We start from the raw sequence: 22382 nt of genomic DNA, 5'->3' as shown, positions 1-22382 counted from the left end.
GGGCGATGAATTTTACCGACGGCCTGTTTGCGGCGTTTTGGGCTCATGCGGCGTTTCTGCCGTATGCGCTGCTGCTGCTGTGGGCCGTGCGCACCGCGCCGTGGAAGCGGCTGGCCGACAACGGCCAGATGCACGTCTGGATGGCCACGATCGTCGTGCTGATGCTGGTCTGGAGCCTCAAGGCCGGTGCCAAGCCCGGCTTGCATCTGCATCTGCTCGGTGCCACGGCCTTCACCCTGATGTTCGGCCGCCAGCTCGCGCTGATCGGCCTGTCGGTGGTGCTCGCCGCGGTCACCTTCAACGCCGGATTGAAGGGCATCGCCGGCTGGCAAGCCTATGCGGTCAATGCGCTGGCATTCATCGTCGTGCCGGTGTTCGTCGCTCATTATGTATGGCGGTTCAATGAGCGCTTCCTGCCGCCCAACATCTTCGTCTTCTTCTTCGTCGCCGCCTTCTTCGGCGGTGCACTGGCCGTGGTCGCCAGCGGCATCTTCAGCGGTTTGCTGCTCTGGGTGACCGGCACCTACGCCGCCGAGCTGTTGTTTTCGGACTACCTGCCGTTCTACATCCTGCTCGGCTTTGCCGAGGCCTGGCTCAACGGCGCCGCGATCACGCTGATGGTGGTGTATTTCCCGCGCTGGGTCGGCAGCTTCGACGACCGGCGCTATCTGTGGAAGAAAAAGGAGCCCCGCCCATAGGCGCCGCCGCAAGCGCGTCGTCCCGGGTGCGCCGCCGGGGAGAAAGCGAACACTCTCACATTCCCTGATAGATCGGCCCCTCGCCGCCCTGCGGCGGTACCCAGTCGATGTTCTGCCCGGGATCCTTGATGTCGCAGGTCTTGCAGTGCACGCAGTTCTGTGCGTTGATCTGCAGGCGCGGGCGGCCGCCATCCTCGACGATCTCATAGACGCCGGCCGGGCAGTAGCGTTGCTCGGGCGCGGCGTAGAGCGCCAGGTTGTGGGTGATCGGCGCTTTTTCGTCCTTCAGGCGCAGATGGCAGGGTTGGTCTTCCTCGTGGTTGGTGTTGGAGAGGAATACCGAAGAGAGCCGGTCGAAAGTGAGCACGCCATCGGGTTTCGGATAGTCGATCGCCTTACACTGCGCGGCGGGCTTGAGTTTGCTGTGGTCGGCGGTCAGGTGCAGCGTCCAGGGCGCCTTGCCGCGAAAGAGCTGCTGGTCGATGCCGAATAACAGCGAACCCAGCCACAGCCCCTTGCTCATCAACGGCTTGAAGTTGCGCGCGCGGTAGAGCTCGTCGAACAGCCAGGAGTTACGGAAGGCTTCCGGGTACGCAGTGAGTTCGTCACCACTGCGGCCTTCGGCCAGCGCCGCGGCGACGGACTCGGCGGCGAGCATGCCGGATTTGATCGCCGCATGCGAGCCCTTGATGCGCGAGGCGACCAGAAAGCCCGCGTCGTCGCCGATCAGCGCACCGCCCGGGAAGATCAGTTTCGGCAGCGCCTGCAAGCCGCCCGAGACGAGCGCCCGCGCGCCGTAGGCGAGCCGTGTGCCGCCTGCGAAGATCGGCCGCAGCGCAGGGTGGGTTTTCAGCCGCTGCATTTCCTCGAAGGGCGAGAGATACGGGTTGCGGTAGCCGAGGCCGACCACCAGTCCGAAAGAAACGAGATGCGGCTGTGTGGCATTTGCATAGTGGTAACAGAAGCCGCCGCCATAGGTGTCGCTGTCGAGGGGCCAACCGGCGGTGTGCATCACCAGTCCCTTGCGATGTTGCTCCGCTGTCACCTGCCAGAGCTCCTTGATGCCGATGCCATAGACTTGCGGGTCGGCGCCGGTGCGCAACGCGAAACGCTGTTCCAGACGCTTGCCGAGATGGCCGCGGCAGCCTTCGGCGAACAGCGTGTATTTCGCGCGCAGCGCCATGCCGGGTTGGAAGTTGGGGCCGGGCTCGCCGTTCTTCAGCACGCCCATGTCGCCGGTGATCACGCCGGCGACCTTGTCGTCTTCATAGAGGATGTCGGCGCCGGCGAAGCCGGCATAGACCTCGACGCCGAGCGCTTCGGCTTGCCCGCCCAGCCAGCGGCAGACTTCGCCGAGGCTGATGATGTAATTGCCTTCGTTGTGGAAGCAGGCCGGCAGCAGGGCGGCCGGCAAGGCCCAGGCGCTCTTTTCGGAGAGGAACAGCAGGCGGTCCTCGGTCACCGGCGTGTCGAGCGGCGCATCGCGTTCCTGCCAGTCGGGGAACAATTCCGTGAGCGCGCGCGGGTCCATCACCGCGCCTGAAAGGATGTGGGCGCCGATTTCTGCACCCTTGTCGATCAGACAGACGTTGATGCCCGGATCGAGCTGCTTGAGGCGGATGGCGGCCGCGAGTCCCGCGGGCCCACCCCCGACCACCACCACGTCGAATTCCATCGACTCGCGTTCGATCGCTTCCATCCCATTCTCCCTCGTGGCGTTATTGGCCGCGTGATTATAATTTGGCCATCTCCTTCTGGCATTCCAAACATGGACCATCTCCGCCACCTGGTTCACATCACGCAGATCCCCGTGCGCTGGGGCGACATGGATGCCTTGGGCCACGTCAACAACACCGTGTATTTCCGCTTCGCCGAGCAGGCGCGCATCGACTGGCTGCTCTCGCTGGGCATGCAGGACATCGTCGAGGTCGAGGAAGGACCGGTGATCGTCAACGCCAGCTGCACTTTCCTCAAGCCGATCACGTTTCCGGCCACCGTCGAGGTGCGCACGCTGATCGGCCGGCCGGGCAAGAGCAGCCTGCCGACCTTTTACGAGATGCGCTGTCTCGGCGAAGACGCGCTCTATGCCGAAGGCGCGGCGAAGATCGTCTGGTGGAATCCCAAGACCGGCAAATCCTTGCCACTCCCCGATTTCATTCGCAGGCTCTATCCCGATGAAACCTCTGCATAACGCAGCAGACCGCCCGCGCAGCAAGTTAGGCTGAGGTTTCCCTATGAGTGATCGTCCCCTCTGGCAACCCGCAGCGGAACGCATCGCCGCCGCGAACCTCACCGCCTTTGCGCATGAGGCTGGGCTGCCCGCCGACTATGCACAGCTGCACCGCTGGTCGATCGAAGCCCCGGCCGACTTCTGGTCGCGGGTCTGGGACTTTTGCAGTGTGATCGGTGAGAAGGGTTCGACCGTGCTCGTCGATGGCGACAAGATGCCCGGCGCGCGCTGGTTTCCCGAGGCGCGGCTCAACTATGCCGAGAACCTGCTGCGCCGGCGCGACGAGACGACGGCGCTGGTGTTTCGCGGCGAGGACAAGATCGCGCGCCGCATGAGCCATGCCGAGCTTTACTTGCGCGTCGCGCGGCTCGCGGCGGCGATGAAGGCGGAAGGCATCGTCGCCGGCGACGTGATCGCCGCCTACATGCCGAATCTGCCCGAGACGCTGATCGCGATGCTCGCCGCAGCGAGCATCGGTGCGATCTTCACCTCGGCCTCGCCGGACTTCGGCGTGCAGGGCGTGCTCGACCGCTTCGGGCAGGTGAACCCCAAGCTGCTGTTTACCGCTGACGGCTATTACTACAACGGCAAGACCTTCGACAGCCTCGGCCGCGTCAAGGAAATCGTCGCCGGTCTGCCGAGTGTGCGCAAGGTCGTCGTCTCACCGTATCTGCGCGAGACCGGCCATGATCTGTCCGGCATCGCCCATGCTTCGCTGCTTGGCGACTTCGTCGCGCCGCATCGCACGCTGCACGAGATCGAGTTTGCCCGGCTGCCGTTCGCTCATCCGCTCTACATCCTCTATTCGTCCGGCACCACCGGTGTGCCGAAATGCATCGTGCATTCGGCCGGCGGCGCACTATTGCAGCATCTGAAGGAGCATCGCCTCCATGCCGACATCAAGCCCGGTGACAGGCTGTTCTACTTCACCACCTGCGGCTGGATGATGTGGAACTGGCTGGCCTCGGGGCTGGCCTCGGAGGCAACCTTGCTGCTCTACGACGGCTCGCCGTTCATCGAGCGCGGTCGCGTGCTGTTCGACTATGCGCAGACCGAGGGCATGACGCACTTCGGTACTTCTGCGAAGTTCATCGATGCCTGCGCGAAGATCGAGCTCAAGCCGCGCCAAACGCACGATCTAGCGGCGCTGCGCACGATCTTCTCGACCGGCAGCCCCCTTGCGCCCGAGAGCTTCGACTACGTCTATCGCGACTGGAAGCCCGATGTGCAGCTCGCGTCGATCTCCGGCGGCACCGACATCGTCTCCTGCTTCGTGCTCGGCAATCCGTGGCAGCCGGTCTGGCGCGGCGAGATCCAGTGCGCGGGGCTGGGCATGGCGGTCGATGTCTATGACGAAAACGGCCGGCCGGCGCCGGTGGGGGAAAAAGGCGAGTTGGTCTGCACGCGCCCTTTCCCTTCGATGCCGATCGGCTTCTGGAACGACCCGGAGGGCGCGAAGTATCGCGCCGCCTACTTCGAGCGCTTTGCCGGCATCTGGTGTCATGGCGATTTCGCCGAGAAGACACCGCATGGCGGCTTCATCATCCACGGCCGTTCGGACGCCACGCTCAACCCCGGCGGGGTGCGCATCGGCACGGCGGAAATCTACCGCCAGGTCGAGAAGCTGGCCGAGGTGATGGAGTCGCTGGTCATCGGCCAGGACTGGGACAATGACGTGCGCATCGTGCTGTTCGTCAAGCTGAAAGAGGGATTGACGCTCGACGAGGAGCTCATCAAGCGGATCAAGGAGCAGATCCGCGCCAACACTACGCCGCGCCACGTGCCGGCGAAGATCCTGGAAGTCGCCGACATCCCGCGCACCAAGAGCGGCAAGATCGTCGAACTCGCGGTGCGCGAGGTGGTGCATGGCCGGCCGGTGAAGAACATCGAGGCGCTCGCTAACCCCGAGGCCCTCGAATACTTCAGGAACCGCCCCGAGCTAGCTTCCTGAAATCTCGACGGCCCAGGGTGCCGTCCCGCCAGCGCCGAGTTTTTCCACTGCAAGGACATCAGCGAGCCACGGCAAGGTTTCTTTCAACTGCGCGGCCAGTGTCCACGGCGGATTGATCAGAAAGATCGCGCTGCCGTGCATGCCGAGGCCCTCCGAACTCGGCGCCTTGATCGTCAGCGTCGCATGCAGCCAGTCTGGCGCGAGCTTCTTGAGCTTGCCGGCGAGTGTCAGGCATTCGTTCTTCTGCAGCAGCGGATACCAGACCATGAAGGTGCCGGTGGCGAAGCGCTGCAAGCCTTCCTTGACGGCTGCAACCACCCGGGCATAGTCGCGCTTGTCTTCATAGGAAGGGTCGATCAGCACCAGCCCACGGCGCGGGGGCGGGGGCAGCAGGGTTTTCAGAGCGGCGAAGCCGTCTTCCTGACGGATCTGCACGCGTTTTCGAGCATCCGGCGTCGCGGCGGCGATGTTCTGCGCCAAGAGCTTCACGTCGGCCGGATGCAGCTCGAAGAGCCGCATCCGGTCGGCTGGCCGCATCGTGCGCAGGGCAAAGAGCGGCGAGCCGGGATAACGTCGGAGCTTGCCCTCTGGGTTGTCGGCGCGCACGGCGGCGACATAACGCGCAATGAGCGGCGGCAGATCATCGCGCTGCCAAAGCCGGCCAATGCCGTCTTGCCACTCGGCGTGGGTTTTCGACCGACCCGCCGTCAGCACATAGCCGCCCGCGCCGGCATGGGTATCGATGATCCAGTAGGGTTTGTCCTTCTGGTTCAGGTAGTCGAGCACCGCGAGCAGCACGCAGTGCTTGAGCACATCGGCATGGTTGCCGGCATGGAAGACGTGGCGATAGGAAAGCATGAGCGGCGACTAGAATGGTGAGCATGAATGATACGCAACCCGGCGAGCGGGTCTCGAAACTGATGGCGCAGCGCGGGCTCTGCTCGCGCCGCGAAGCCGATGCCTTCATCGAGCAGGGGCTGGTGTTCGTCAATGGCCGGAAGGTGACGCAGCTTGGTACGCGCTGCGCGCCCGATGCCAAGATCGAGCTCGCCTCGCGGGCGCAGAACCGGCAGGCGCAACTGGCGACGATTCTGTTGCACAAGCCGGTGGGCTACGTTTCCGGGCAGGCCGAGGACGGCCATCAGCCGGCCGTGGTGTTGGTTCAGCCCGCGCACCAGATGACTGGTGACATCCGGCGCTTCCAGCCGGCGATTCTGAAGGGGCTGGCGCCTGCCGGCCGGCTCGACATCGATTCGACCGGCCTGCTGGTGCTGACGCAGGATGGCCGCATTGCAAGACAGTTGATCGGCGCGGACAGCGTGATCGAGAAGGAATACCTGGTACGTGTCGAGGGCACGCTCGATGCGCGCGGCCTGGCATTGCTCAACCACGGCCTGAGCCTCGACGGCAAGCCCTTGAAACGGGCGCAGGTGCGCTGGCAGAACGAAGACCAGTTGCAATTCATCCTGAAAGAGGGCAAAAAGCGCCAGATCCGCCGCATGTGCGAGCTGGTCGGCCTGCGCGTCACGGGCCTCAAGCGCGTGCGCATCGGCCGCGTGAGACTCGGCGACCTACCGCTCGGCCAGTGGCGCTTCCTTGGGGCCGACGAGCGTTTTTGACGAGGAGGACGATCATGCAGGTGACCAGCAACAGTTTCAGGGATGGAGAACGGATCCCTGGCGAATACGCGTTCTGCATGCCCGATGAGGCCGCGCACGTGTGCCTCGGCGGCAACCGCAATCCGCAGCTTGCCTGGACCGGCGCGCCGGCGGGCACGCAATCGTTCGCGGTGATCTGCGTTGATCCTGACGTGCCGAGCCGGGGCGACGACGTCAATCAGGAAGGCCGCACGGTGCCGGCCAGCCTGCCGCGCGTCGATTTCTTCCATTGGGTGCTGATCGATCTGCCGGCGAGCGTGACGAGCATCGCCGCGGGCGAGTTCTCCAATGGCGTCACGCCACGAGGCAAGGCAGGGCCGGCGGCGGCGCATGGCGCGCGCCAGGGCGTCAACGATTACACCGGCTGGTTCGCCAGCGACCGCGACATGAGCGGCGACTACTACGGCTACGACGGTCCCTGCCCGCCGTGGAACGACGAGCTGCGCCACCGCTACGTATTCACCGTCTATGCGCTCGACCTCGAGCGTCTGCCGCTGGAGGGCAAATTCACCGGCCAAGAGGCGCTGGCGGCGATGCAGGGGCACATCCTCGCCCAGGCGAGCCTGACGGGTGTCTATAGCCTCAATCCGAAAGTCAAGTCATAGATCCTCGCGGCGCAGGAGAAAGATCTTTCCTTCGCCGCTCGGGGTATCGAGCCAAGTGAAGGGCAGCTTAGGGAAGGCGGCCTCGACGATCTCCTTGTTGTGGCCGACCTCGACGGCGATTAAGCCGTTCGCTTTCAGATGCCGCCTGGCATTGCGCAGGATGCGGCGCACGATGTCGAGCCCGTCCTCGCCGGCGGCGAGCGCGATTTCTGGCTCGTGGCGATATTCGGGCGGCAGATCGCGCATCGCCTGCGCCGTGACATAGGGCGGGTTGCTGATGATCAGATCGTATTTGCGCTTGCCGAGTCCCGCGAACAGGTCGCCCTGGACGAGGCGGATGCGATCTTCGAGATGGTAGTCGGCGACGTTGCGGCGCGCGACCTCCAGCGCATCGGCCGAGAGGTCGGTGGCGTCGATCTGGGCGTTTGGGAAGGCATGCGCCATCAGGATGGCCAGACACCCCGAGCCGGTGCACAGATCGAGCGCCGATGCGATCGCTGCCGGATCTTCGACCCAGGGGGCGAAACCTTCGACCAGCAGCTCGGCGAAGTAGGAACGTGGGATCAGCACGCGCTCGTCGACATAGAAGCGCAAGCCCGCCTGCCAGGCCTCGTGCGTCAGATAGGCGGCCGGCAGGCGCTTTGCTATGCGTTGCTGCAAGAGTTCCAGCACCGCGAGGCGCTCGTGACGGGTCAGCCGCGCATCGAGATACGGGTCGAGCCGATCCGGCGGCAGATGCAGCGCATGCAGGATCAGCCAGGCGGCCTCGTCGTGCGCGTTGTCGCAGCCGTGGCCGAAATACAGTTTCGCTTCGTTGAAGCGGCTCACACCCCAGCGCAGCCAGTCGCGGATGGTGATCAGGTCGTCGAGCAGGGATTCCATCATGCCGTGTCGCCAGCGCCGAGTTTCAGGAGAACAATTCCCGGAAAGCGGCTTCATAGATGCGTGACAGCGGGTCGATGTCGGCGATCGCGATGCATTCGTCGATCTGGTGGATCGTCGCATTCACCGGCCCGAACTCCACCACTTCCTGACAGATCTCGGCGATGAAGCGACCATCCGAGGTGCCGCCGGAAGTCGACAGTTCCGGCGCGATGCCGGTCTCGGCTTCGATGGCGTGGGAAAGTGCCGCGACCAGCCGGCCGGGCGGGGTCAGGAATGGCTTGCCGCCGAGCGTCCAAATGATCTCGTATTCGAGGCCGTGGCGGTCGAGGATGTGATGGACGCGCTCTTGCAGGCTTTGTGCGCTGCTGGCGGTCGAAAAGCGAAAGTTGAACAACACCTCGCAAATCCCGGGCACGACGTTGGTGGCGCCGGTGCCGGCATGGATGTTCGAGATCTGGAAGCTGGTCGGCGGGAAGAATTCGTTGCCGATGTCCCAGTGCGCGGCGGCGAGTTCCGCCAGCGCGGGGGCGGCGCGATGGATCGGGTTCTTGACCTTCTCCGGATAGGCGACATGGCCTTGCACGCCTTTGACGGTGAGTTTGCCTGAAAGCGAGCCGCGCCGGCCGTTCTTGATCGTATCGCCCAGCCGATGTACCGAGGTCGGCTCGCCGACGATGCAGAAATCGATGCGCTCATTGCGGGCCTTCAGCGTCTCGACGACCTTGACCGTGCCGTCGGTGGCGTCGCCTTCTTCGTCCGAGGTGAGCAGGAAGGCGAGCGAGCCATTGGGTTCGCCCACGGCGAGCAGGCGCTCGACCGCAGTGATCGCCGCGGCGATCGAGGTCTTCATGTCGGCGGCGCCGCGGCCATAGAGATGGCCTTCCCGCTCGGCGGGCTGAAACGGATCGGAATGCCAGCGATCGCGTGGGCCGGGCGGGACGACGTCGGTATGGCCGGCGAACACCACCAGCGGTTTGGCTTGCCCACGCCGTGCCCAGAGGTTGGCGACGCGCCCCGTCGGCCCGGTGCTATCCATTCGCTCGCAGACGAAGCCGAGGGGTTCGAGGCGCGCGGCGATCAGCTCGAGGCAACCGGCATCCTCCGGCGTGACCGAGCGGCGTGCGATGAGGTTCTTGGCGAGTTCGAGCGTGGCGGACATCAATCGATCCGCAACGTGAATTCGGCGAAGCTGGCGCCGTTTTCCGTCGTCGTCTGGACCGCGCCCGGCTCGGTGAGCGGCACGCGCGGTTTCTCTTCCGTCTTCTTTTCCAGCTCGGTGTTGTTGATCAGCCAGTGCAGGTTGTTCGCCGAATCGGCGTTGGCGAGCGCTTCTTCGAGCGTGATGGTGCCCGCGCGGTAGAGGGCGTGCAGTGCCTGCTCGAAGGTCTGCGAGCCGGGCGACATGCTCTGTTCCATCGCCTCCTTGATCGCGTTGAGGTCGCCCTTCTCGATCAGTTCGCCGATGTAACGCGAGTTGAGCATCACCTCGCAAGCCGGGATGCGTGTGCCGTCCGGCTTCTTGACCAGTCGCTGCGAGATGATCGCCTTCAGGGTCACCGCCAGGTCGGCCAACAGCGCCGGGCGGTTCTCCAGCGGATAGAAGCTGATGATGCGGCTCATCGTGTGGTAGCTGTTGTTGGCATGCAGCGTGGCCAGGCACAGATGGCCGGATTGCGCGTAGGCGATCGCCTGCGTCATGGTTTCCTTGTCGCGGATCTCACCGATGAAGATGCAGTCCGGCGCCTGGCGCAGGGCGTTCTTCAGGCCGACCTGGAAGGCGCGCGTGTCGGAACCGATCTCACGCTGGTTGACGATCGATTTCTTGTTCTTGAAGATGAATTCGATCGGGTCTTCGAGCGTCAGGATGTGGCCGGACATGCGCTCGTTGCGGTAGTCGAGCATCGCGGTGATCGAGGTCGTCTTGCCGGAACCGGTGGCGCCGACCATCAGCACCAGGCCGCGCTTTTCCATGATGATCTCGGCCAGCACCGGCGGCAGGTTGAGCGTTTCGAGACGTGGAATCTGCGCCGGGATGTAGCGCACGACGAAGGCTGGCGTGCCCTTCTGGCGCATCACCGAGATGCGGTAATTGCCAACGCCTTCGAGTGCATAGCCGGTGTTCAGCTCGAGCGTGGTCTCGAACTCGGCGAGCTGGCGCTCGGTGAGGATCTCCTTGAGCAGCATCATCACCGTAGCGCTGTCCATCACCTGCTGATTCACCGGCTGTGCCATGCCATTGATCTTGATGTTGATCGGGGCGCCCACCGAGACGAAGATGTCCGAGGCGTTCTTTTCCGCCATCAGCCGGAACAGCTTGTGCATCGCGCTCATGCCGCTGTCCTTCAGTCGCGCAGCAGCTCGTTGATGCTGGTCTTGGAGCGCGTTTGCGCATCGACCTTCTTGACGATCACCGCGCAGTAGAGACTGTAGCTGCCATCCTTGCTGGGCAGATTGCCGCTGACCACGACCGAGCCGGCCGGCACGCGGCCATAGAGAATCTCGCCAGTGGCGCGATCATAGATCTTGGTGCTCTGGCCGATGAACACGCCCATCGAGATCACGCAGTCGTCCTCGACGATGACGCCCTCGACGATTTCGGAGCGCGCGCCGATGAAGCAGTTGTCGCCGATGATCGTCGGATTGGCTTGCAGGGGTTCGAGGACACCGCCGATGCCGACGCCGCCGGACAGATGCACGTTCTTGCCGATTTGGGCGCAGGAACCGACCGTGGCCCAGGTATCGACCATCGTGCCTTCGCCGACGTAGGCGCCGATATTGACGAAACTGGGCATCAGCACGACCGACGGGGCGATGTAGGAACCGCGGCGCACCACGGCGCCCGGCACGACGCGGAAGCCGCCCTTCTGGAACAGATGCGTATCGTAACGGGCGAACTTGGTCGGCACCTTGTCGAAGTAGCGCAGGCAGCCGCTCTCCATGACGACGTTGTCTTCGAGGCGGAAAGACAGCAGCACCGCCTTCTTGACCCATTGGTAAGTGACCCACTGGCCGTCGATCTTCTCGGCGACGCGCAAGGTGCCGCGGTCGAGCTCGTCGAGCACGGTCTTGACGGCTTCACCGAGACGCGCCGGCGCTGCGCCGGGTTTGAGGCTGGCGCGGTCTTCCCAATATTGTTCGATCAGGCTTTGCAGTTCGGACATGGCGGTTCCTTGTGTTCAGAGTGAGGTGCAGAAGGCATGGATGCGTTCTGCCGCAGCGATGCATTCCGTGATTGCGGCGACCAGCGCGATGCGCACGAAATTCCGGCCGGGGTTGCAGCCCGCTGCCTCGCGCGCGAGAAAGCTGCCCGGCAGGACGCTCACATTATATTGGGCATACAGCCGGCGGGTGAATTCGGTGTCGGAAAGCCCAGTGGGCGAGACGTCGGCCCAGAGATAGAAGCCCGCCTCGGGCAACGCGGTTTTCAGATGCCGCGCGATGAGCGGCGTGGCCTGGGCGAATTTCTCGGCGTAGCGGCGACGGTTGTCGCGCACGTGCGCTTCGTCGTTCCAGGCGGCGATGCTCGCGGCCTGCACCGGCGGGCTCATCGCGCAGCCGTGATAAGTGCGATAGAGCCAGAATGCTTTCAGGATCGCCGCATCGCCGGCGACGAAGCCCGAGCGCAGTCCCGGCACGTTCGAGCGTTTCGATAGGCTCGAGAACATCACGAGATTCTCGTAACCGTCGCGGCCGAGCTTTTTCGCCGCCTCCAGGCTGCCCAGCGGCGGCTCGTCCTCGTCGAAATAGAGCTCCGAATAGCATTCGTCGGCGGCGATCATGAAACCATAGCGGTCGGAAAGATCGAACAGCGTCTGCCAATCCTCGAGCGGCAGCACCTTGCCGGTAGGGTTGCCCGGCGAGCAGACATAGACGAGCTGGGTCGCCTGCCAAATCTCTTCCGGCACGCGCGAGAAATCCATGCGGAAATCGTTGTCCGGCAAGGTGTTGAGATAGAACGGCCGCGCGCCGGCCAAAACGGCTGCGCCTTCGTAGATCTGGTAGAAGGGGTTGGGTGAAATCACCACGGGCTGGACGTGCTTGCGCGGGGCGATGACTGCTTGGGCGAACGCGAACAGCGCTTCGCGCGAGCCATTGACCGGTAGCACCTGGGTCGCGGGATCGGGTGCCGGGATGCCGTAGCGGCGACCGACCCAGGCAGCGATCGCCTGGCGCAGCGCCTCCGAACCGTTGGTGGCCGGGTAGTTCGCGAGGCCAGCGAGATTCGCCGTCAACGCATCCTTGACGAGCTGCGGCGTCGGGTGTTGCGGCTCGCCGATATGCAGCTTGATTTCCGGGAGATCGGCAGGCGGGCGGCTGCCGGCAAACAGGGCGCGCAGCTTTTCGAACGGGTAGGGCTGGAGCTTGTCGAGGTTCGGATTCATGGAAAGACACGGCGATAAAGCGCTCGGCTGGCATAGGCCAGCCAGGGAAGGGCGAACGGCAACAGGGGCAGGAACAGGATGCTGCCGATGATCAGAAACGATAGCAGGAAGGCCCAGGCCATGGCTGGGATGAAATTGCCGAAGACGGCGCGCACGCTGGCGACGACGGCATCGACGAGGCCGGCGCGGCGCTCGGCCAGGAGCGGTACCGAAAAGACCGAGACGCAATAGAGCAAGAAAGCGATCACGAAGCCCGAGACCGCGCCCCAGAGCAGGAAATTCGCCACCCCCGGCGCGACTGGCGGCAAATCGGCCAACCACACCGGCGTGCCGCCGACCATGTAACTGTAGAGGATCGCCGCGTCGGTGACGAAGATCATGAATAGCAACGCGCAGACGAGCGCGAGCGCCCACAGCGCCGGTGCGGCGGCGGCGAAGCCCCGTGCCGTGTCGCCAACGCCGACTTTTGCACCCGATTCATGGGCGCGGGCGATGCCGAAGAAGCCGGCGAGGAGCGCCGGGCCGACGAGCATGAAGGCGCCCGCCGCGGCGATCACGAAGGGGGTGAAACCCTCGAGGAGCAACCCGCCGAGGATGAGTGCGCCGATCAGCGCGAACAGTCCAGCATAGACGAGGCTGGCCGCCAGCGTGGCTTTCGTCATGACCCAGCCTTCGGCGAGCGCCCGGCCGATGTCCGCAAAGCCGAATGGGTGGGGCGTCATGATCAGCCGCGCGTGTTCGACTGGGCCGGGAAATCGTCGAGTTCGATGCGCGGCTTTGGTTTCCAGCCCTTCTTGCGATGTTCGGCGACGACGTTGGTGAAGATGCCGCCACGGACAAAGAAGCGCGCGGCAAGCCGCATGAAGCGCGGCTTCGTCGCCTGGACGAGGTCATCGAGGATGCGGTTCGTCACCGCCTCATGGAAATGCCCCTCGTCGCGGAAGCTCCAGATGTAGAGTTTGAGGCTCTTCAATTCGATGCAGAGCTGGTCCGGCACGTAATCGAGGGTCAGCACCGCGAAATCCGGCTGGCCGGTCTTTGGACACAGGCAGGTGAATTCCGGAATCTCCATGTGGATCCGGTAATCGCGCTGCGGCGCCGGATTGGGGAAGGTTTCGAGGGTCTTCGAGGGCTGGGAAGGCATGGTCGGATGCGGCAATGTGCTTGACGGGATTATAAATGCGCACAATGCTTATATCGTTCGGAACCGCCCCTTGATAGGCCTATGCAAAAGACGCTGATCCTCCTCGGTCTCTTCATCGTTGCCGTCGGCGCGCTCTGGCCGTGGCTGTCGCGCCTGCCCTTCGGCCGTTTGCCCGGTGACATCCACATCGAGCGCGAGCATTTCGATTTTTATTTTCCGCTCACCTCATCGATTCTGCTTTCGCTGCTGCTGACGCTGATTTTCTGGTGGTGGCGCAGGTGAGTCTCGCCAGCAGCGCTGGCCGTGGATCAGAAAGAAGAATTCATAGCTCAGCTGCGGCAAAGGGCCCAGTGTCGCGAGCACGCGCCGCAGCTGGCCGACGGCGAGTGGCTTGTGACCCGCGGCGGGCGTATCGGCGCCGATCGCGCGTAAGCTACGCAGAAAGTCGATGCCTTGGGGGGGCGATCGACCCAGTGTTCGGTTTCGATGCGGTTGTCCCCTGGCGGCAATGTGGCCAGACATTCCTCTCTCGTCGGCAGCGGGCGTGCGCCGGCGGCGTCGGCCGATGGATCACCGCACTGGGCGGCGCGGTTCGGTCAATCGCCTGTTGCGGCGGACGGTGCTGGACGTGCCGCTGGGCGGGCACCGCTGCGAGATCGAGATCGAGTATGCCGAGACCTTCTTGTCGCCCGGCCACGTGCGTGTCGAGCATCTGTCGTTCGTGGCGCCCAAGGCGCGTGTGACGAAACGCTACGCCCGCCTGATTGCCGGCATGGCCCGGCACATGCCGATTTCGACGGTGGCGCGTCACACGGGCCTGTCGTGGGACTCGGTGAAAGCGATCGAATGCGCCCACTTGGCCGAGACGATCCCGATCCCTCGGCCGCAAACCCTGACCGGGATTCGTTACCTCGGCGTCTATGAAGTCGCCCGCGCCAAGGGGCAAAGCTACTTCACCCTGGTCTATGACCTGTCGCCCGGAACGAACTCCGGCCGCATCCTGTGGGTGAAGGAGGGTCGCGAGTCCGCCGTGCTGATCGAATGCCTTGACGCCCTGTCGCAGGAGTGTGCTGAAGGCATCCAGGCGGTGGCGCTGGACATGGGAGCGGCCTATATCGCCGCCGTGCGCGAGTCGCTGCCGGGCGCGGCGATCGTCTTCGATCGCTTCCACGTCATGCAGATGTTCAGCAAGGTGATCCGTGATTGCCGCCGGGCCGAGTTCAAGGCCGCCAAGACCCTGGGCGACCTGACCGGCCAGCAAACGATCAAGGGCAGCCTGTGGCTGCTGTTGTCGAATCGCACGACCCTCAAGGAAACCGACCAGGGACGACTGGATCAACTGCTGGCGCTGAATCAACCACTGGCCTCGCTCTACGCGCTCAAGGAGCAGTTGCAGCGCCTGTGGCAACCCAACTCCACGATCGCCGAGATGGCGCAGCGTCTCGATGACTGGTGCGGCATGGCCAAGGCCGCCAAGATCACCGGACTGGCTGCCTTCGTGAAGACCTTGCAGTCGCACCGCACCGGCATCTGCGCTTACGCCGATCATCCGATCACGACCTCGCGTCTGGAGGCCGGCAACGTCTCCATTGCGCTCTTGCGCCGCCGCGCCAGGGGCTTCCGCGACATGGAGTATTTCAAGCTCAAGATCTTCCAGCTCAACACTGAGGACACTTCGTCGTTCCTCTATACCAAAATGCCAAAGACACCATGTCAGACCCAGATTCCTACCGTAGGAAACCCGTGAACAGCCGCGTTGTGCGAATGCCTGCAATACAGGCAAGTCCTAGGAATACCAAAAGTAACGAGGTAGGCTCTGGCATCGCTGCAACTGTAAGAGACATTTCATCAAAGGTTATAACCTGCTCTGGAGCATTAAGATCGAGGAACGGAATATCAATAGTGAAATCACCGGAACCACTGAGTTGATACACGCTTTCAGCTGCAGTAGATAAGTCTATAAAATCAGCAGAAGTTAGAGGAGATGTTACAGATAGACCATAATTTGATACAGTTAGCTGACCTGAGGCGCCATCAAGCAGAAGATCCAAGGCCCAAAATATATGGTCAGGAACTCCTTTTGATAGGCTGGGAGGGAGTGTAATAAATGCATTATGTGATATTCCAGAAATCTCTTTATCAAAAAAATCTTCAGGCAAACTCCATAGCGGTAAATCGGACACTAGTAAAGAATATAATTCAGGGTCTTTCTTCGAGGCGCGGAGCGTCAGCCCTCCGAGCGAAAACGAAGCAGTAGCTTTCGTCATACCTGTTGCGCCGAGAGAACCGTCAGTAGCTGTGACTGCAGCACCTCCACGGGCGTATGCTCCTGCTGCTGCAAAATCTCCTTTTAATACACTAGCATGTGCTGTAGCTTCACCCCGGAATCCTAGTGCCCAACTAATCCCAAACGCATCAGAAATCGCTGTGTCATTGCCAATGTTCTGATGATTGAAAAAATCGCTAGTATTACAACTGACTGCATCTCCAGTTTCGCTAACCTTCGGACCACAAACTCTAGAACCAGGCTCCCCACTTCCATTTTGGGTGTGGGCAACCGCAAAGGAAGCTGCAATCGATGTTTGGTTCTTTACAACGAATTTCAGCGCATCTAGAGAGACTTCAATTGGGCTGGCAGCGCTGCTTGTCGAATATGACAACGCAACAAATGCTGATATTACTAATGCAATCCTTGGATATTTCATGATTTTGACTCCTATGTCTAAGAACAGGAAAAAATATTGCAGATACTTGGGAATGGCCCAAGCAATATAACTTCGCCATCGTCTCGAAACCCAAGACCAACGGCATGACCAAACGCTTCAAACGGACGCTGAAGGAGCAAGCATTCATGGACGCTTCTTCCGCAACATCGAATAAGTGCGAAGTGCGGCAGGCTGTCACCGAGTTCAGGGATCGCTACAATCGCCATTGGCGTCTTGAAAACGAGTCTTGAAAACGAAGTTCCGGCGCAAGCAAACTTCGTCGCACCCGAAGCTAAGCATAGTGGCCGCAGCCAAAAACTGGGCTTCATCTATCCTTTGAAGTCCTGCAGGCTCAAGCGATCCGCAAGGCTGCATGAACTGCAAATCAGTACTACAAGAATTTTGGGGGCGGTACATGTCCAAAAGAATTTGAGGCGGGACGCGTACGTGGGGCTCATAGCAAAATTTGAGCCAAATTTCATGAAATGGAAACTATTTCAGTAAATCATTTAGTTACTTAATTTATACCCGCAGTGGTACCTACTGAATGTAAAAATAACCGACACCATTCTGCTGGTAACTCTCTTACTTACGCGCATGACGGACAATGTCAGCCGGGGAGGATGAAATGGCCATGCGCAAAATAAACACCCGCCCTCGCGGCCTCTCCCACGGCCGGCTCTGCATAGACAAAATGAGACGAAACATTGGAGATCGTCAGCAGTTCTTTCTTCAGCGTGGCGAGGAGGGTGCCGCCGCCTGGTGAGCTGCCAAACAGCCCAAAAAGTCGGGGTCAGTCTCCTATTTCCTCTGATGGATCAGCAAGAAAAATTCATAGGTCAGCTGGGGGGCAACACCCAGTGTTTCCAGCACGCGCCGCAGCTGGCCGACGGCGAGTGGCTTGTGACCAGCGGCGGGCGTATCGGCGCCGATCGCGCGTAAGCTACGCAGAAAGGCAAGCCCATCGGCATACTGGTCGCGCCAGTATTCACACTCGAGCGTGTTTTCACCCGGCGGCAGGGCCGCCAGGCAATCGTCTCGTGTCGGCAGTTTGCGCGTGCCGGGGGGCAAACCATGCCGGGCGTGGGCCGCACGCCACTCGCAAAAGGTCTTTTCGCCCGGCAAACTCATCAACATCACACCCGAAGGCGCCAGCAGTGCGGCCAGCGTCGCGAAGGCGGCGGGCAGATCGTCGAACCATTGCGCGACCAGATTGCCGCAGATCAGATCGAACTTTCCTTTCACGGCGGGTCGGCTGCCGTCCATCGCGACGAAGGCAAGGCGGGGGTTGTTGCCCAGTCGCCTGCGACAGGCCGCGACCATCGGCGGCGCGAGGTCGGTGGCCAAGATCTGCGCGCCGGGCAATTGCTGCGCCAATAGCACCGTCAGATGCCCGGTGCCGCAGCCGATCTCCAGCACGCGCGGGCGCGGCGGCAAGCGGCAGCGCACGAGATGCTCGGCAAGACGCTGCGCGGCATGGCGCTGCGCCGCCGAATGGGCGTCGTAACTGTCTGCGGCGGCAGAAAAGCGTTGCGCGACATCACGCATCGGCGAGCCTTTCGATCCAGCGGGCGCAGATTTCCGGATGGGTCTCGGGGAGCAGGTGCCCCGTGGTATCGATGAATTCGACCGTCCCGAAGGCCATGCGACTCATCGCAGCAGGGACGATCGGATCGTTCGTTCCAGCCAGCGCGACGACATCGCTGCGGCGCGAGGCGAGCCGCGCACGGCCATCCCACTCGCCCAACGCATCGAGCCCGGCCGCAAGGCGCGCGAGGTTCGGCAAGCCAAAAGGCGCGTGCCCGCCGCAGCGCGCATGAAAATCGGCGAGCACCGTCGCGGGCGCTTTCCGAAACTGCTGCTGCATGCGACAGAGCAGCCGCGGCGCAACCCCTGGGTAATCCGCGCTGGCGGTGAAGCGCGGAAAGCCGTTGATCGACAGCAGGCGCCGCCAGGGAATGGCCGATTGCGCAAGCCACCACAAGACGCCGAGCGAATGGCCGACGGCGAGGACGGGCTCATCGAGAGTCGGCGCTGGTGAGGCGGCACCAAAGTAGCCGAAATCGAGGGTGACGATGCCAAGCGTCGGGTCGAGCAAGGCGCGCACCTCATCCCACAGGTGCGCATCGTAGCCCCAGCCGTGGACGAAGACGACCGTGCTCACAGGGTCTTTACCGCCGCAAGCAGCCGCTCGAACTGGCCGTCGGAAAGCGCCGCCGAAAGTGAGAACCTCAGCCGCGCCGTGCCGACGGGCACCGTCGGCGGACGGATCGCGACGGCGAGGATGCCTGCCTGACGGAGTTTTGCCGCCGCTTCGAGCGTGCGGCGCGCTTGTCCGAACACGGCGGGGACGATCTGGGTCGACGAGGCCAGAGTGTCGAAGCCGCACGATTGCAACGCGCTGCGCAAGGCATCGGCCATCCGCATCAGCCGTGCCCGCTCGGCATCCATCGTCGGCACGAGATCGAGCGCCGCATCGAGCGCGCCCAAGGCCGCCGGCGCCGGCGCGGTGCTGTAGATGAAGCCGGCGCAGCGGTTGATCAGCCAGTCGATCAATGCCTGTGAGCCAGCGACATAGGCCCCCGCGCCGCCCAGGGCCTTGCCGAGCGTGCCCATCGTCACGGTGGCCCGCCCTTGCGAAAGCCCGCTGCCCTGCGGCCCGAGCACGCCGGTGGCATGGGCCTCGTCGAGATAGAGAAAAGCGCCATGCTTTTCCGCCAGCGCCGCGAGCGCGGCGACATCGGCCGTGTCGCCGTCCATGCTGAACACCGACTCGGTGACGATCCAGCGCGTCTTGCCCGGATGGCTCATCAGCAGTTCTTCGAGATGCGTGAGGTCGTTGTGGCGAAAGCGGATTTGTTTGACGCCGCGCAAGCCCGCATGGAGGCTGGCGTGGTTCAAGCGATCGGTGAAGACGAGCGGCGCGTCTCCCAGTTCCAGCAAGGCCGGCAGCACCGAGCTGTTGAGCTGAAAGCCGCTGGCGAAGATCAGCGCGGCTTCCCTGCCCTTGAAGCGGGCGAGCCGTGCTTCCAGCGCCAGCAGTTCATCGCTGGTGCCGGTGACGAGCCTGGAGGCGCGGCTGCCGGCGCCATGCTTAGTGGTCCATTCACAGGCGCGCTCGATGACGAGCGGATGGCGAGAGAGCCCCAGATAGTCGTTCGAGGCGACATCGACGAGCGACGGATCGATCGCGACGAGCCTGCGCCGAAGATTCGCCGCATCGAGCTGCACAAGCCGCGGCGCGATCAGGGCGTCGAGATCGGGCATGGAAGGCGGTGGACCTGTTTCGACCACTCGGCTACGACTTCGCAGACCGCCGTGGCGAGCGTGCTCAGATCTGCCGGTTCGATCACGAAGGGCGGGGTGAGATAGACGATGTCGCCGAACGGCCGCACCCACACGCCGCGTTCGATGAAGGCCGGGCGCAAGGCGGCGGCGACGGGGTGCTCGAGCTGCACCACGCCGATCGCGCCCATGACGCGCACATCGCTGACACCAGGCAGAGCGCGGCAGGGTGCGAGCTCGCGCTTCATCTGCGCTTCGATCGCTGCGACCTGCTCTAGTCTCGGCTCGGTCTCGAACAGATCGAGCGAGGCATTCGCCGCCGCGCAGGCGAGCGGATTGGCCATGAAGGTCGGGCCGTGCATCAAGGCATCCTCGGCGCGTGCGGAGCAAAACGCGGCGAAAACATGATCGCTGGCGACGGTGGCGGCAAGTGGCAGCGTGCCGCCGGTGAGCGCCTTCGACAGGCACAGGATGTCTGGCGGCGCGTCGGCAGGGGAGGCGAACATCTGGCCGGTGCGGCCGAAGCCGGTCATGATCTCATCATGGATGAGCAGCACGCCGTGTTCATCGCAGGCAGCCCGGATGGCGCGCAGTGTGGCGAGATCGTGAAAACGCATGCCGCCGGCGCCCTGCACGCGCGGCTCGACGATCACCGCGGCGATGTCGAGACGATGTTTTTCCAGCAAGTCATCGAGCGCGGCGCGCGTGGCCGCATCGCGCGGCAGCGCGGCGAAGAATTGCGGGACGCGATAGGCGGACATCGCAGCGTGAAAGCCGCAGCCTGGATCGGTGACGGAGAGGGCGCCCAGCGTGTCGCCGTGGTAGCCATCCTTGAAGGCGACGAAGGCATGCCGGTCCTCGCCGCGGTTGCGCCAATACTGCACGGCGATCTTGAGCGCCACTTCGACCGCGACCGAACCGGATTCGGAGAAGAAGACGCGCTCGAGTGTGCCCGGCAGCAGCTTGACGAGCCGCCGGGCGAGTTTCAGTGCCGGCTCATGGACGAGGCCGGCGAACATCACATGCGGCAGGGTGTCGAGCTGCGCCTTGACGGCCGCGACGATGTGCGGATGGCGATAGCCGTGGCACATCGTCCACCACGAGGAAATACCGTCGATCAGCTCGCGGCCGTCGGCGAGCCGAATCCGTACCCCTTGCGCGCCAACCACCGGCAAAGGGGCAGGCGCGGTGGCCATCTGGGTGTAGGGGAGCCAAAGGGCGTCGATACAAGTCATGGGAAAATGGCGCGATGGGCAAAAGTTATTTTATTACCGCGACGGGCACCGACCTTGGCAAAACCTGGCTTTGCGCGGGCTTGATCGCGGCGTGTCGCGAGCAGGATAGACCGGTGCGGGCGATCAAGCCGGTGGTCTCCGGCTACGATCCGGCGCGTCATGCCGAGTCCGATCTCGCCAGAATCGGCGCTGGCAGGACGGCATGGTGCTATCAGGCGCCCTTCTCGCCCGATCTCGCGGCGGCGAAGGAGGGCAAAAGCATCGACTTCGATGCGCTCGTCGCCTGGTGCCGAGACGAGATCGCTACGAATGATGGACTCCTGCTCATCGAGGGCGTGGGAGGCATGATGGTGCCGCTGACGGCGCAACACACGGTGCGCGACTGGATCGTAGCCCTCGAAGTGCCGACGCTGCTCGTTGCCGGCACTCATCTGGGTGCGCTCTCGCACACGCTCACGGCGCTCGCTGCGCTGCGCGAAGTCGGCATCCGTCCCGCACGGCTGATCGTCAATGAAACCGCGGACAGCACGGTGAGCGTCGAGGAGACGCTGGCATCGCTGACTCCTCACGTCGGCGACATTCCGATCGTGGCCTTGCGCCGCGACGATGCGGCGGGCCTGGCGAGACTCGCTAGCAGCCTGTGAGCCCGAGCCGCGCGAACAGCGCCTCGTCGTGCGCCACCTCCGGGTTGCCGGAAGTGAGCAGCTTATCGCCATAGAAGATCGAATTCGCCCCGGCCAGGAAGCACAGCGCCTGCAGCTCATCGCTCATCTGCTGCCGGCCGGCGGACAGCCGGACATAGGAAGTCGGCATCGTGATGCGAGCGCAAGCGATGGTGCGCACGAACTCGAATGGATCGAGCGGCGGCGCGTTTTCCAGCGGCGTGCCGGGAATCGCGACGAGGTGGTTGATCGGCACCGATTCCGGCGGCGGGTTCAGGTTCGCCAACTGGGCAATCAAGGACGCGCGCACGCGGCGGCTCTCGCCCATGCCGATGATGCCGCCGCAGCAGATCTTGATACCGGCCCCACGCACGCTCATCAGGGTTTCCATGCGCGCCTGTTGGCTGTGCGTGGTGATGATCTGGTCGTAATACTCGGCTCCGGTGTCGAGATTGTGGTTGTAGTAGTCCAGGCCAGCCGCGGCGAGCTTCTCGGCTTGCCCCGGCGCCAGGAGCCCAAGCGTCAGGCAGGCTTCCATGCCGAGGTTTTTTACCGCGCGCACCATTTCGATCACTTTGTCGAGGTCGCCGTCCTTCGGCCCGCGCCAGGCGGCGCCCATGCAAAAACGCGTCGCGCCTTTTTCCTTGGCGGCCTTGGCCGCGAGCTCGACTTCCTCGAGATCGAGCAGCTTGCCGCGGCCGATGCCGGTATCGCGGCGCGCCGATTGCGAGCAATAGCCGCAATCCTCGGAGCAGCCGCCGGTCTTGATCGACAGCAGCGTCGAGCGCTGCACCTGGTTTGGGTCGAAATGCTGGCGGTGCACGGTCTGCGCGCGGTAGATGAGATCGTTGAAGGGCAACGCGAAGAGCGCTTCGACCGCATCGGTATCGATCGGTGTCGGGCTTGGCATGGCGAGTCCTGGTAAGGGTGGGGCGCGGATTC

23 protein-coding genes are annotated in these 22382 nt (G+C 63.4%); 8 read left to right on the top strand and 15 right to left on the bottom strand.

Annotated elements, in window-relative coordinates; translation table 11 throughout:
- Positions 1–5 precede the first annotated feature (5 nt).
- Positions 6–698: an energy-coupling factor ABC transporter permease gene (locus EL335_RS07670; RefSeq protein ID WP_126445633.1), complete on the top strand. Its 693-nt coding sequence runs from the start codon at positions 6–8 to the stop codon at positions 696–698.
- A 55-nt stretch (positions 699–753) separates the two neighbouring features.
- Here the strand turns inward: EL335_RS07670 and EL335_RS07665 are convergent, their stop codons facing one another.
- The gene (locus tag EL335_RS07665) at positions 754–2397 is read right to left on the bottom strand and encodes an electron transfer flavoprotein-ubiquinone oxidoreductase (RefSeq protein ID WP_284155285.1); all 1644 of its coding nucleotides are present in this window, start codon (positions 2395–2397) and stop codon (positions 754–756) included.
- Between the two features lie 69 nt (positions 2398–2466).
- Between EL335_RS07665 and EL335_RS07660 the strand changes: the two genes are divergently transcribed.
- Positions 2467–2889: an acyl-CoA thioesterase gene (locus tag EL335_RS07660; protein WP_126445631.1), complete on the top strand. Its 423-nt coding sequence runs from the start codon at positions 2467–2469 to the stop codon at positions 2887–2889.
- 43 nt (positions 2890–2932) lie between these two features.
- Entirely contained in the window at positions 2933–4879 is a 1947-nt protein-coding gene (locus EL335_RS07655) for an acetoacetate--CoA ligase (RefSeq protein ID WP_126445629.1), read from the top strand.
- Here the strand turns inward: EL335_RS07655 and EL335_RS07650 are convergent.
- Positions 4868–5737 (bottom strand): 23S rRNA (adenine(2030)-N(6))-methyltransferase RlmJ, encoded by an 870-nt coding sequence (locus tag EL335_RS07650; RefSeq protein WP_126445627.1) that lies wholly within the window; start codon positions 5735–5737, stop codon positions 4868–4870. The two genes, EL335_RS07655 and EL335_RS07650, sit on opposite strands and share 12 nt — an antisense overlap.
- A 23-nt stretch (positions 5738–5760) precedes the next feature.
- Here EL335_RS07650 and EL335_RS07645 point away from each other — a divergent pair, with 23 nt between their 5' ends.
- Positions 5761–6498: a pseudouridine synthase gene (locus EL335_RS07645; RefSeq protein ID WP_126445625.1), complete on the top strand. Its 738-nt coding sequence runs from the start codon at positions 5761–5763 to the stop codon at positions 6496–6498.
- 14 nt (positions 6499–6512) lie between these two features.
- Positions 6513–7142, top strand: coding sequence for a YbhB/YbcL family Raf kinase inhibitor-like protein (locus tag EL335_RS07640; protein ID WP_126445623.1), 630 nt, complete (start codon positions 6513–6515; stop codon positions 7140–7142).
- Here the strand turns inward: EL335_RS07640 and prmB are convergent.
- From prmB to queF, 7 genes are read right to left on the bottom strand one after another with little or no spacing between them, the layout of a single operon-like run.
- Entirely contained in the window at positions 7137–8027 is an 891-nt protein-coding gene (gene prmB, locus EL335_RS07635; RefSeq protein WP_172600058.1) for a 50S ribosomal protein L3 N(5)-glutamine methyltransferase, read from the bottom strand. The genes EL335_RS07640 and prmB overlap by 6 nt on opposite strands.
- Positions 8028–8049: 22 nt before the next feature.
- Positions 8050–9186 (bottom strand): succinyl-diaminopimelate desuccinylase, encoded by a 1137-nt coding sequence (dapE, locus tag EL335_RS07630; protein ID WP_126445619.1) that lies wholly within the window; start codon positions 9184–9186, stop codon positions 8050–8052.
- Positions 9186–10358 (bottom strand): PilT/PilU family type 4a pilus ATPase, encoded by a 1173-nt coding sequence (locus EL335_RS07625; RefSeq protein ID WP_172600057.1) that lies wholly within the window; start codon positions 10356–10358, stop codon positions 9186–9188. Before EL335_RS07625 ends, dapE begins: the two co-directional genes overlap by 1 nt.
- A gap of 11 nt (positions 10359–10369) precedes the next feature.
- Positions 10370–11188, bottom strand: coding sequence for a 2,3,4,5-tetrahydropyridine-2,6-dicarboxylate N-succinyltransferase (dapD, locus tag EL335_RS07620; RefSeq protein WP_126445617.1), 819 nt, complete (start codon positions 11186–11188; stop codon positions 10370–10372).
- 15 nt (positions 11189–11203) lie between these two features.
- Positions 11204–12409: a succinyldiaminopimelate transaminase gene (gene dapC / locus EL335_RS07615; protein WP_126445615.1), complete on the bottom strand. Its 1206-nt coding sequence runs from the start codon at positions 12407–12409 to the stop codon at positions 11204–11206.
- Entirely contained in the window at positions 12406–13131 is a 726-nt protein-coding gene (locus tag EL335_RS07610) for a DUF2189 domain-containing protein (RefSeq protein WP_126445613.1), read from the bottom strand. Before EL335_RS07610 ends, dapC begins: the two co-directional genes overlap by 4 nt.
- Positions 13132–13133: 2 nt before the next feature.
- On the bottom strand, positions 13134–13553 hold the full coding sequence (gene queF, locus EL335_RS07605; protein ID WP_126445611.1) for a preQ(1) synthase: 420 nt from the start codon (positions 13551–13553) through the stop codon (positions 13134–13136).
- A gap of 81 nt (positions 13554–13634) precedes the next feature.
- Here queF and EL335_RS07600 point away from each other — a divergent pair, with 81 nt between their 5' ends.
- Together EL335_RS07600 and EL335_RS07595 are read left to right on the top strand one after the other, a co-directional pair.
- Positions 13635–13835, top strand: a complete 201-nt coding sequence (locus EL335_RS07600) for a DUF2905 domain-containing protein (RefSeq protein ID WP_126445609.1) — start codon at positions 13635–13637, stop codon at positions 13833–13835.
- A gap of 283 nt (positions 13836–14118) precedes the next feature.
- Positions 14119–15300, top strand: coding sequence for an ISL3 family transposase (locus EL335_RS07595; RefSeq protein ID WP_172600056.1), 1182 nt, complete (start codon positions 14119–14121; stop codon positions 15298–15300).
- On the opposite strand, the gene EL335_RS07590 is transcribed toward EL335_RS07595, so the two are convergent.
- The 5 genes from EL335_RS07590 to EL335_RS07570 all read right to left on the bottom strand — a co-directional run bounded on the left by EL335_RS07590 (position 15281) and on the right by EL335_RS07570 (position 20778).
- Positions 15281–16258, bottom strand: coding sequence for a hypothetical protein (locus tag EL335_RS07590; protein WP_126445605.1), 978 nt, complete (start codon positions 16256–16258; stop codon positions 15281–15283). The two genes, EL335_RS07595 and EL335_RS07590, sit on opposite strands and share 20 nt — an antisense overlap.
- A gap of 801 nt (positions 16259–17059) precedes the next feature.
- The gene (locus tag EL335_RS07585; protein WP_126445603.1) at positions 17060–17806 is read right to left on the bottom strand and encodes a methyltransferase; all 747 of its coding nucleotides are present in this window, start codon (positions 17804–17806) and stop codon (positions 17060–17062) included.
- A complete protein-coding gene (locus EL335_RS07580; protein WP_126445601.1) occupies positions 17799–18422 on the bottom strand; it encodes an alpha/beta fold hydrolase in 624 nt (207 codons plus the stop codon). Before EL335_RS07580 ends, EL335_RS07585 begins: the two co-directional genes overlap by 8 nt.
- Entirely contained in the window at positions 18419–19525 is a 1107-nt protein-coding gene (locus EL335_RS07575) for an aminotransferase class I/II-fold pyridoxal phosphate-dependent enzyme (protein WP_126445599.1), read from the bottom strand. The genes EL335_RS07580 and EL335_RS07575 overlap by 4 nt, the downstream gene beginning before the upstream one ends.
- Positions 19504–20778 (bottom strand): adenosylmethionine--8-amino-7-oxononanoate transaminase, encoded by a 1275-nt coding sequence (locus EL335_RS07570; protein ID WP_126445597.1) that lies wholly within the window; start codon positions 20776–20778, stop codon positions 19504–19506. Before EL335_RS07570 ends, EL335_RS07575 begins: the two co-directional genes overlap by 22 nt.
- A gap of 14 nt (positions 20779–20792) precedes the next feature.
- Between EL335_RS07570 and bioD the strand changes: the two genes are divergently transcribed.
- Positions 20793–21422 carry a dethiobiotin synthase gene (gene bioD / locus EL335_RS07565; protein ID WP_126445595.1) on the top strand — a complete coding sequence of 210 codons (630 nt, stop codon included), beginning with the start codon at positions 20793–20795 and terminating at the stop codon, positions 21420–21422.
- On the opposite strand, the gene bioB is transcribed toward bioD, so the two are convergent.
- A complete protein-coding gene (gene bioB, locus EL335_RS07560; RefSeq protein ID WP_126445593.1) occupies positions 21409–22350 on the bottom strand; it encodes a biotin synthase BioB in 942 nt (313 codons plus the stop codon). The two genes, bioD and bioB, sit on opposite strands and share 14 nt — an antisense overlap.
- Positions 22351–22382: the final 32 nt, after the last annotated feature.

This window comes from Sulfuricystis multivorans, assembly GCF_003966565.1.
GTDB lineage: Bacteria > Pseudomonadota > Gammaproteobacteria > Burkholderiales > Rhodocyclaceae > Sulfuricystis > Sulfuricystis multivorans.
Note: the sequence above shows the minus strand (reverse complement) of the source record. Positions and strands in the feature narration are given on the sequence as shown.

Bases quoted from the DNA above. Each gene is read 5' to 3' on its own strand.
- EL335_RS07670 (WP_126445633.1), top strand. From the start codon at position 6: ATGAATTTTACCGACGGCCTGTTTGCGGCGTTTTGGGCTCATGCGGCG.
- EL335_RS07665 (WP_284155285.1), bottom strand. From the start codon at position 2,397: ATGGAAGCGATCGAACGCGAGTCGATGGAATTCGACGTGGTGGTGGTC.
- EL335_RS07660 (WP_126445631.1), top strand. From the start codon at position 2,467: ATGGACCATCTCCGCCACCTGGTTCACATCACGCAGATCCCCGTGCGC.
- EL335_RS07655 (WP_126445629.1), top strand. From the start codon at position 2,933: ATGAGTGATCGTCCCCTCTGGCAACCCGCAGCGGAACGCATCGCCGCC.
- EL335_RS07650 (WP_126445627.1), bottom strand. From the start codon at position 5,737: ATGCTTTCCTATCGCCACGTCTTCCATGCCGGCAACCATGCCGATGTG.
- EL335_RS07645 (WP_126445625.1), top strand. From the start codon at position 5,761: ATGAATGATACGCAACCCGGCGAGCGGGTCTCGAAACTGATGGCGCAG.
- EL335_RS07640 (WP_126445623.1), top strand. From the start codon at position 6,513: ATGCAGGTGACCAGCAACAGTTTCAGGGATGGAGAACGGATCCCTGGC.
- prmB (WP_172600058.1), bottom strand. From the start codon at position 8,027: ATGATGGAATCCCTGCTCGACGACCTGATCACCATCCGCGACTGGCTG.
- dapE (WP_126445619.1), bottom strand. From the start codon at position 9,186: ATGTCCGCCACGCTCGAACTCGCCAAGAACCTCATCGCACGCCGCTCG.
- EL335_RS07625 (WP_172600057.1), bottom strand. From the start codon at position 10,358: ATGAGCGCGATGCACAAGCTGTTCCGGCTGATGGCGGAAAAGAACGCC.
- dapD (WP_126445617.1), bottom strand. From the start codon at position 11,188: ATGTCCGAACTGCAAAGCCTGATCGAACAATATTGGGAAGACCGCGCC.
- dapC (WP_126445615.1), bottom strand. From the start codon at position 12,409: ATGAATCCGAACCTCGACAAGCTCCAGCCCTACCCGTTCGAAAAGCTG.
- EL335_RS07610 (WP_126445613.1), bottom strand. From the start codon at position 13,131: ATGACGCCCCACCCATTCGGCTTTGCGGACATCGGCCGGGCGCTCGCC.
- queF (WP_126445611.1), bottom strand. From the start codon at position 13,553: ATGCCTTCCCAGCCCTCGAAGACCCTCGAAACCTTCCCCAATCCGGCG.
- EL335_RS07600 (WP_126445609.1), top strand. From the start codon at position 13,635: ATGCAAAAGACGCTGATCCTCCTCGGTCTCTTCATCGTTGCCGTCGGC.
- EL335_RS07595 (WP_172600056.1), top strand. From the start codon at position 14,119: ATGGATCACCGCACTGGGCGGCGCGGTTCGGTCAATCGCCTGTTGCGG.
- EL335_RS07590 (WP_126445605.1), bottom strand. From the start codon at position 16,258: ATGAAATATCCAAGGATTGCATTAGTAATATCAGCATTTGTTGCGTTG.
- EL335_RS07585 (WP_126445603.1), bottom strand. From the start codon at position 17,806: ATGCGTGATGTCGCGCAACGCTTTTCTGCCGCCGCAGACAGTTACGAC.
- EL335_RS07575 (WP_126445599.1), bottom strand. From the start codon at position 19,525: ATGCCCGATCTCGACGCCCTGATCGCGCCGCGGCTTGTGCAGCTCGAT.
- EL335_RS07570 (WP_126445597.1), bottom strand. From the start codon at position 20,778: ATGACTTGTATCGACGCCCTTTGGCTCCCCTACACCCAGATGGCCACC.
- bioD (WP_126445595.1), top strand. From the start codon at position 20,793: ATGGGCAAAAGTTATTTTATTACCGCGACGGGCACCGACCTTGGCAAA.
- bioB (WP_126445593.1), bottom strand. From the start codon at position 22,350: ATGCCAAGCCCGACACCGATCGATACCGATGCGGTCGAAGCGCTCTTC.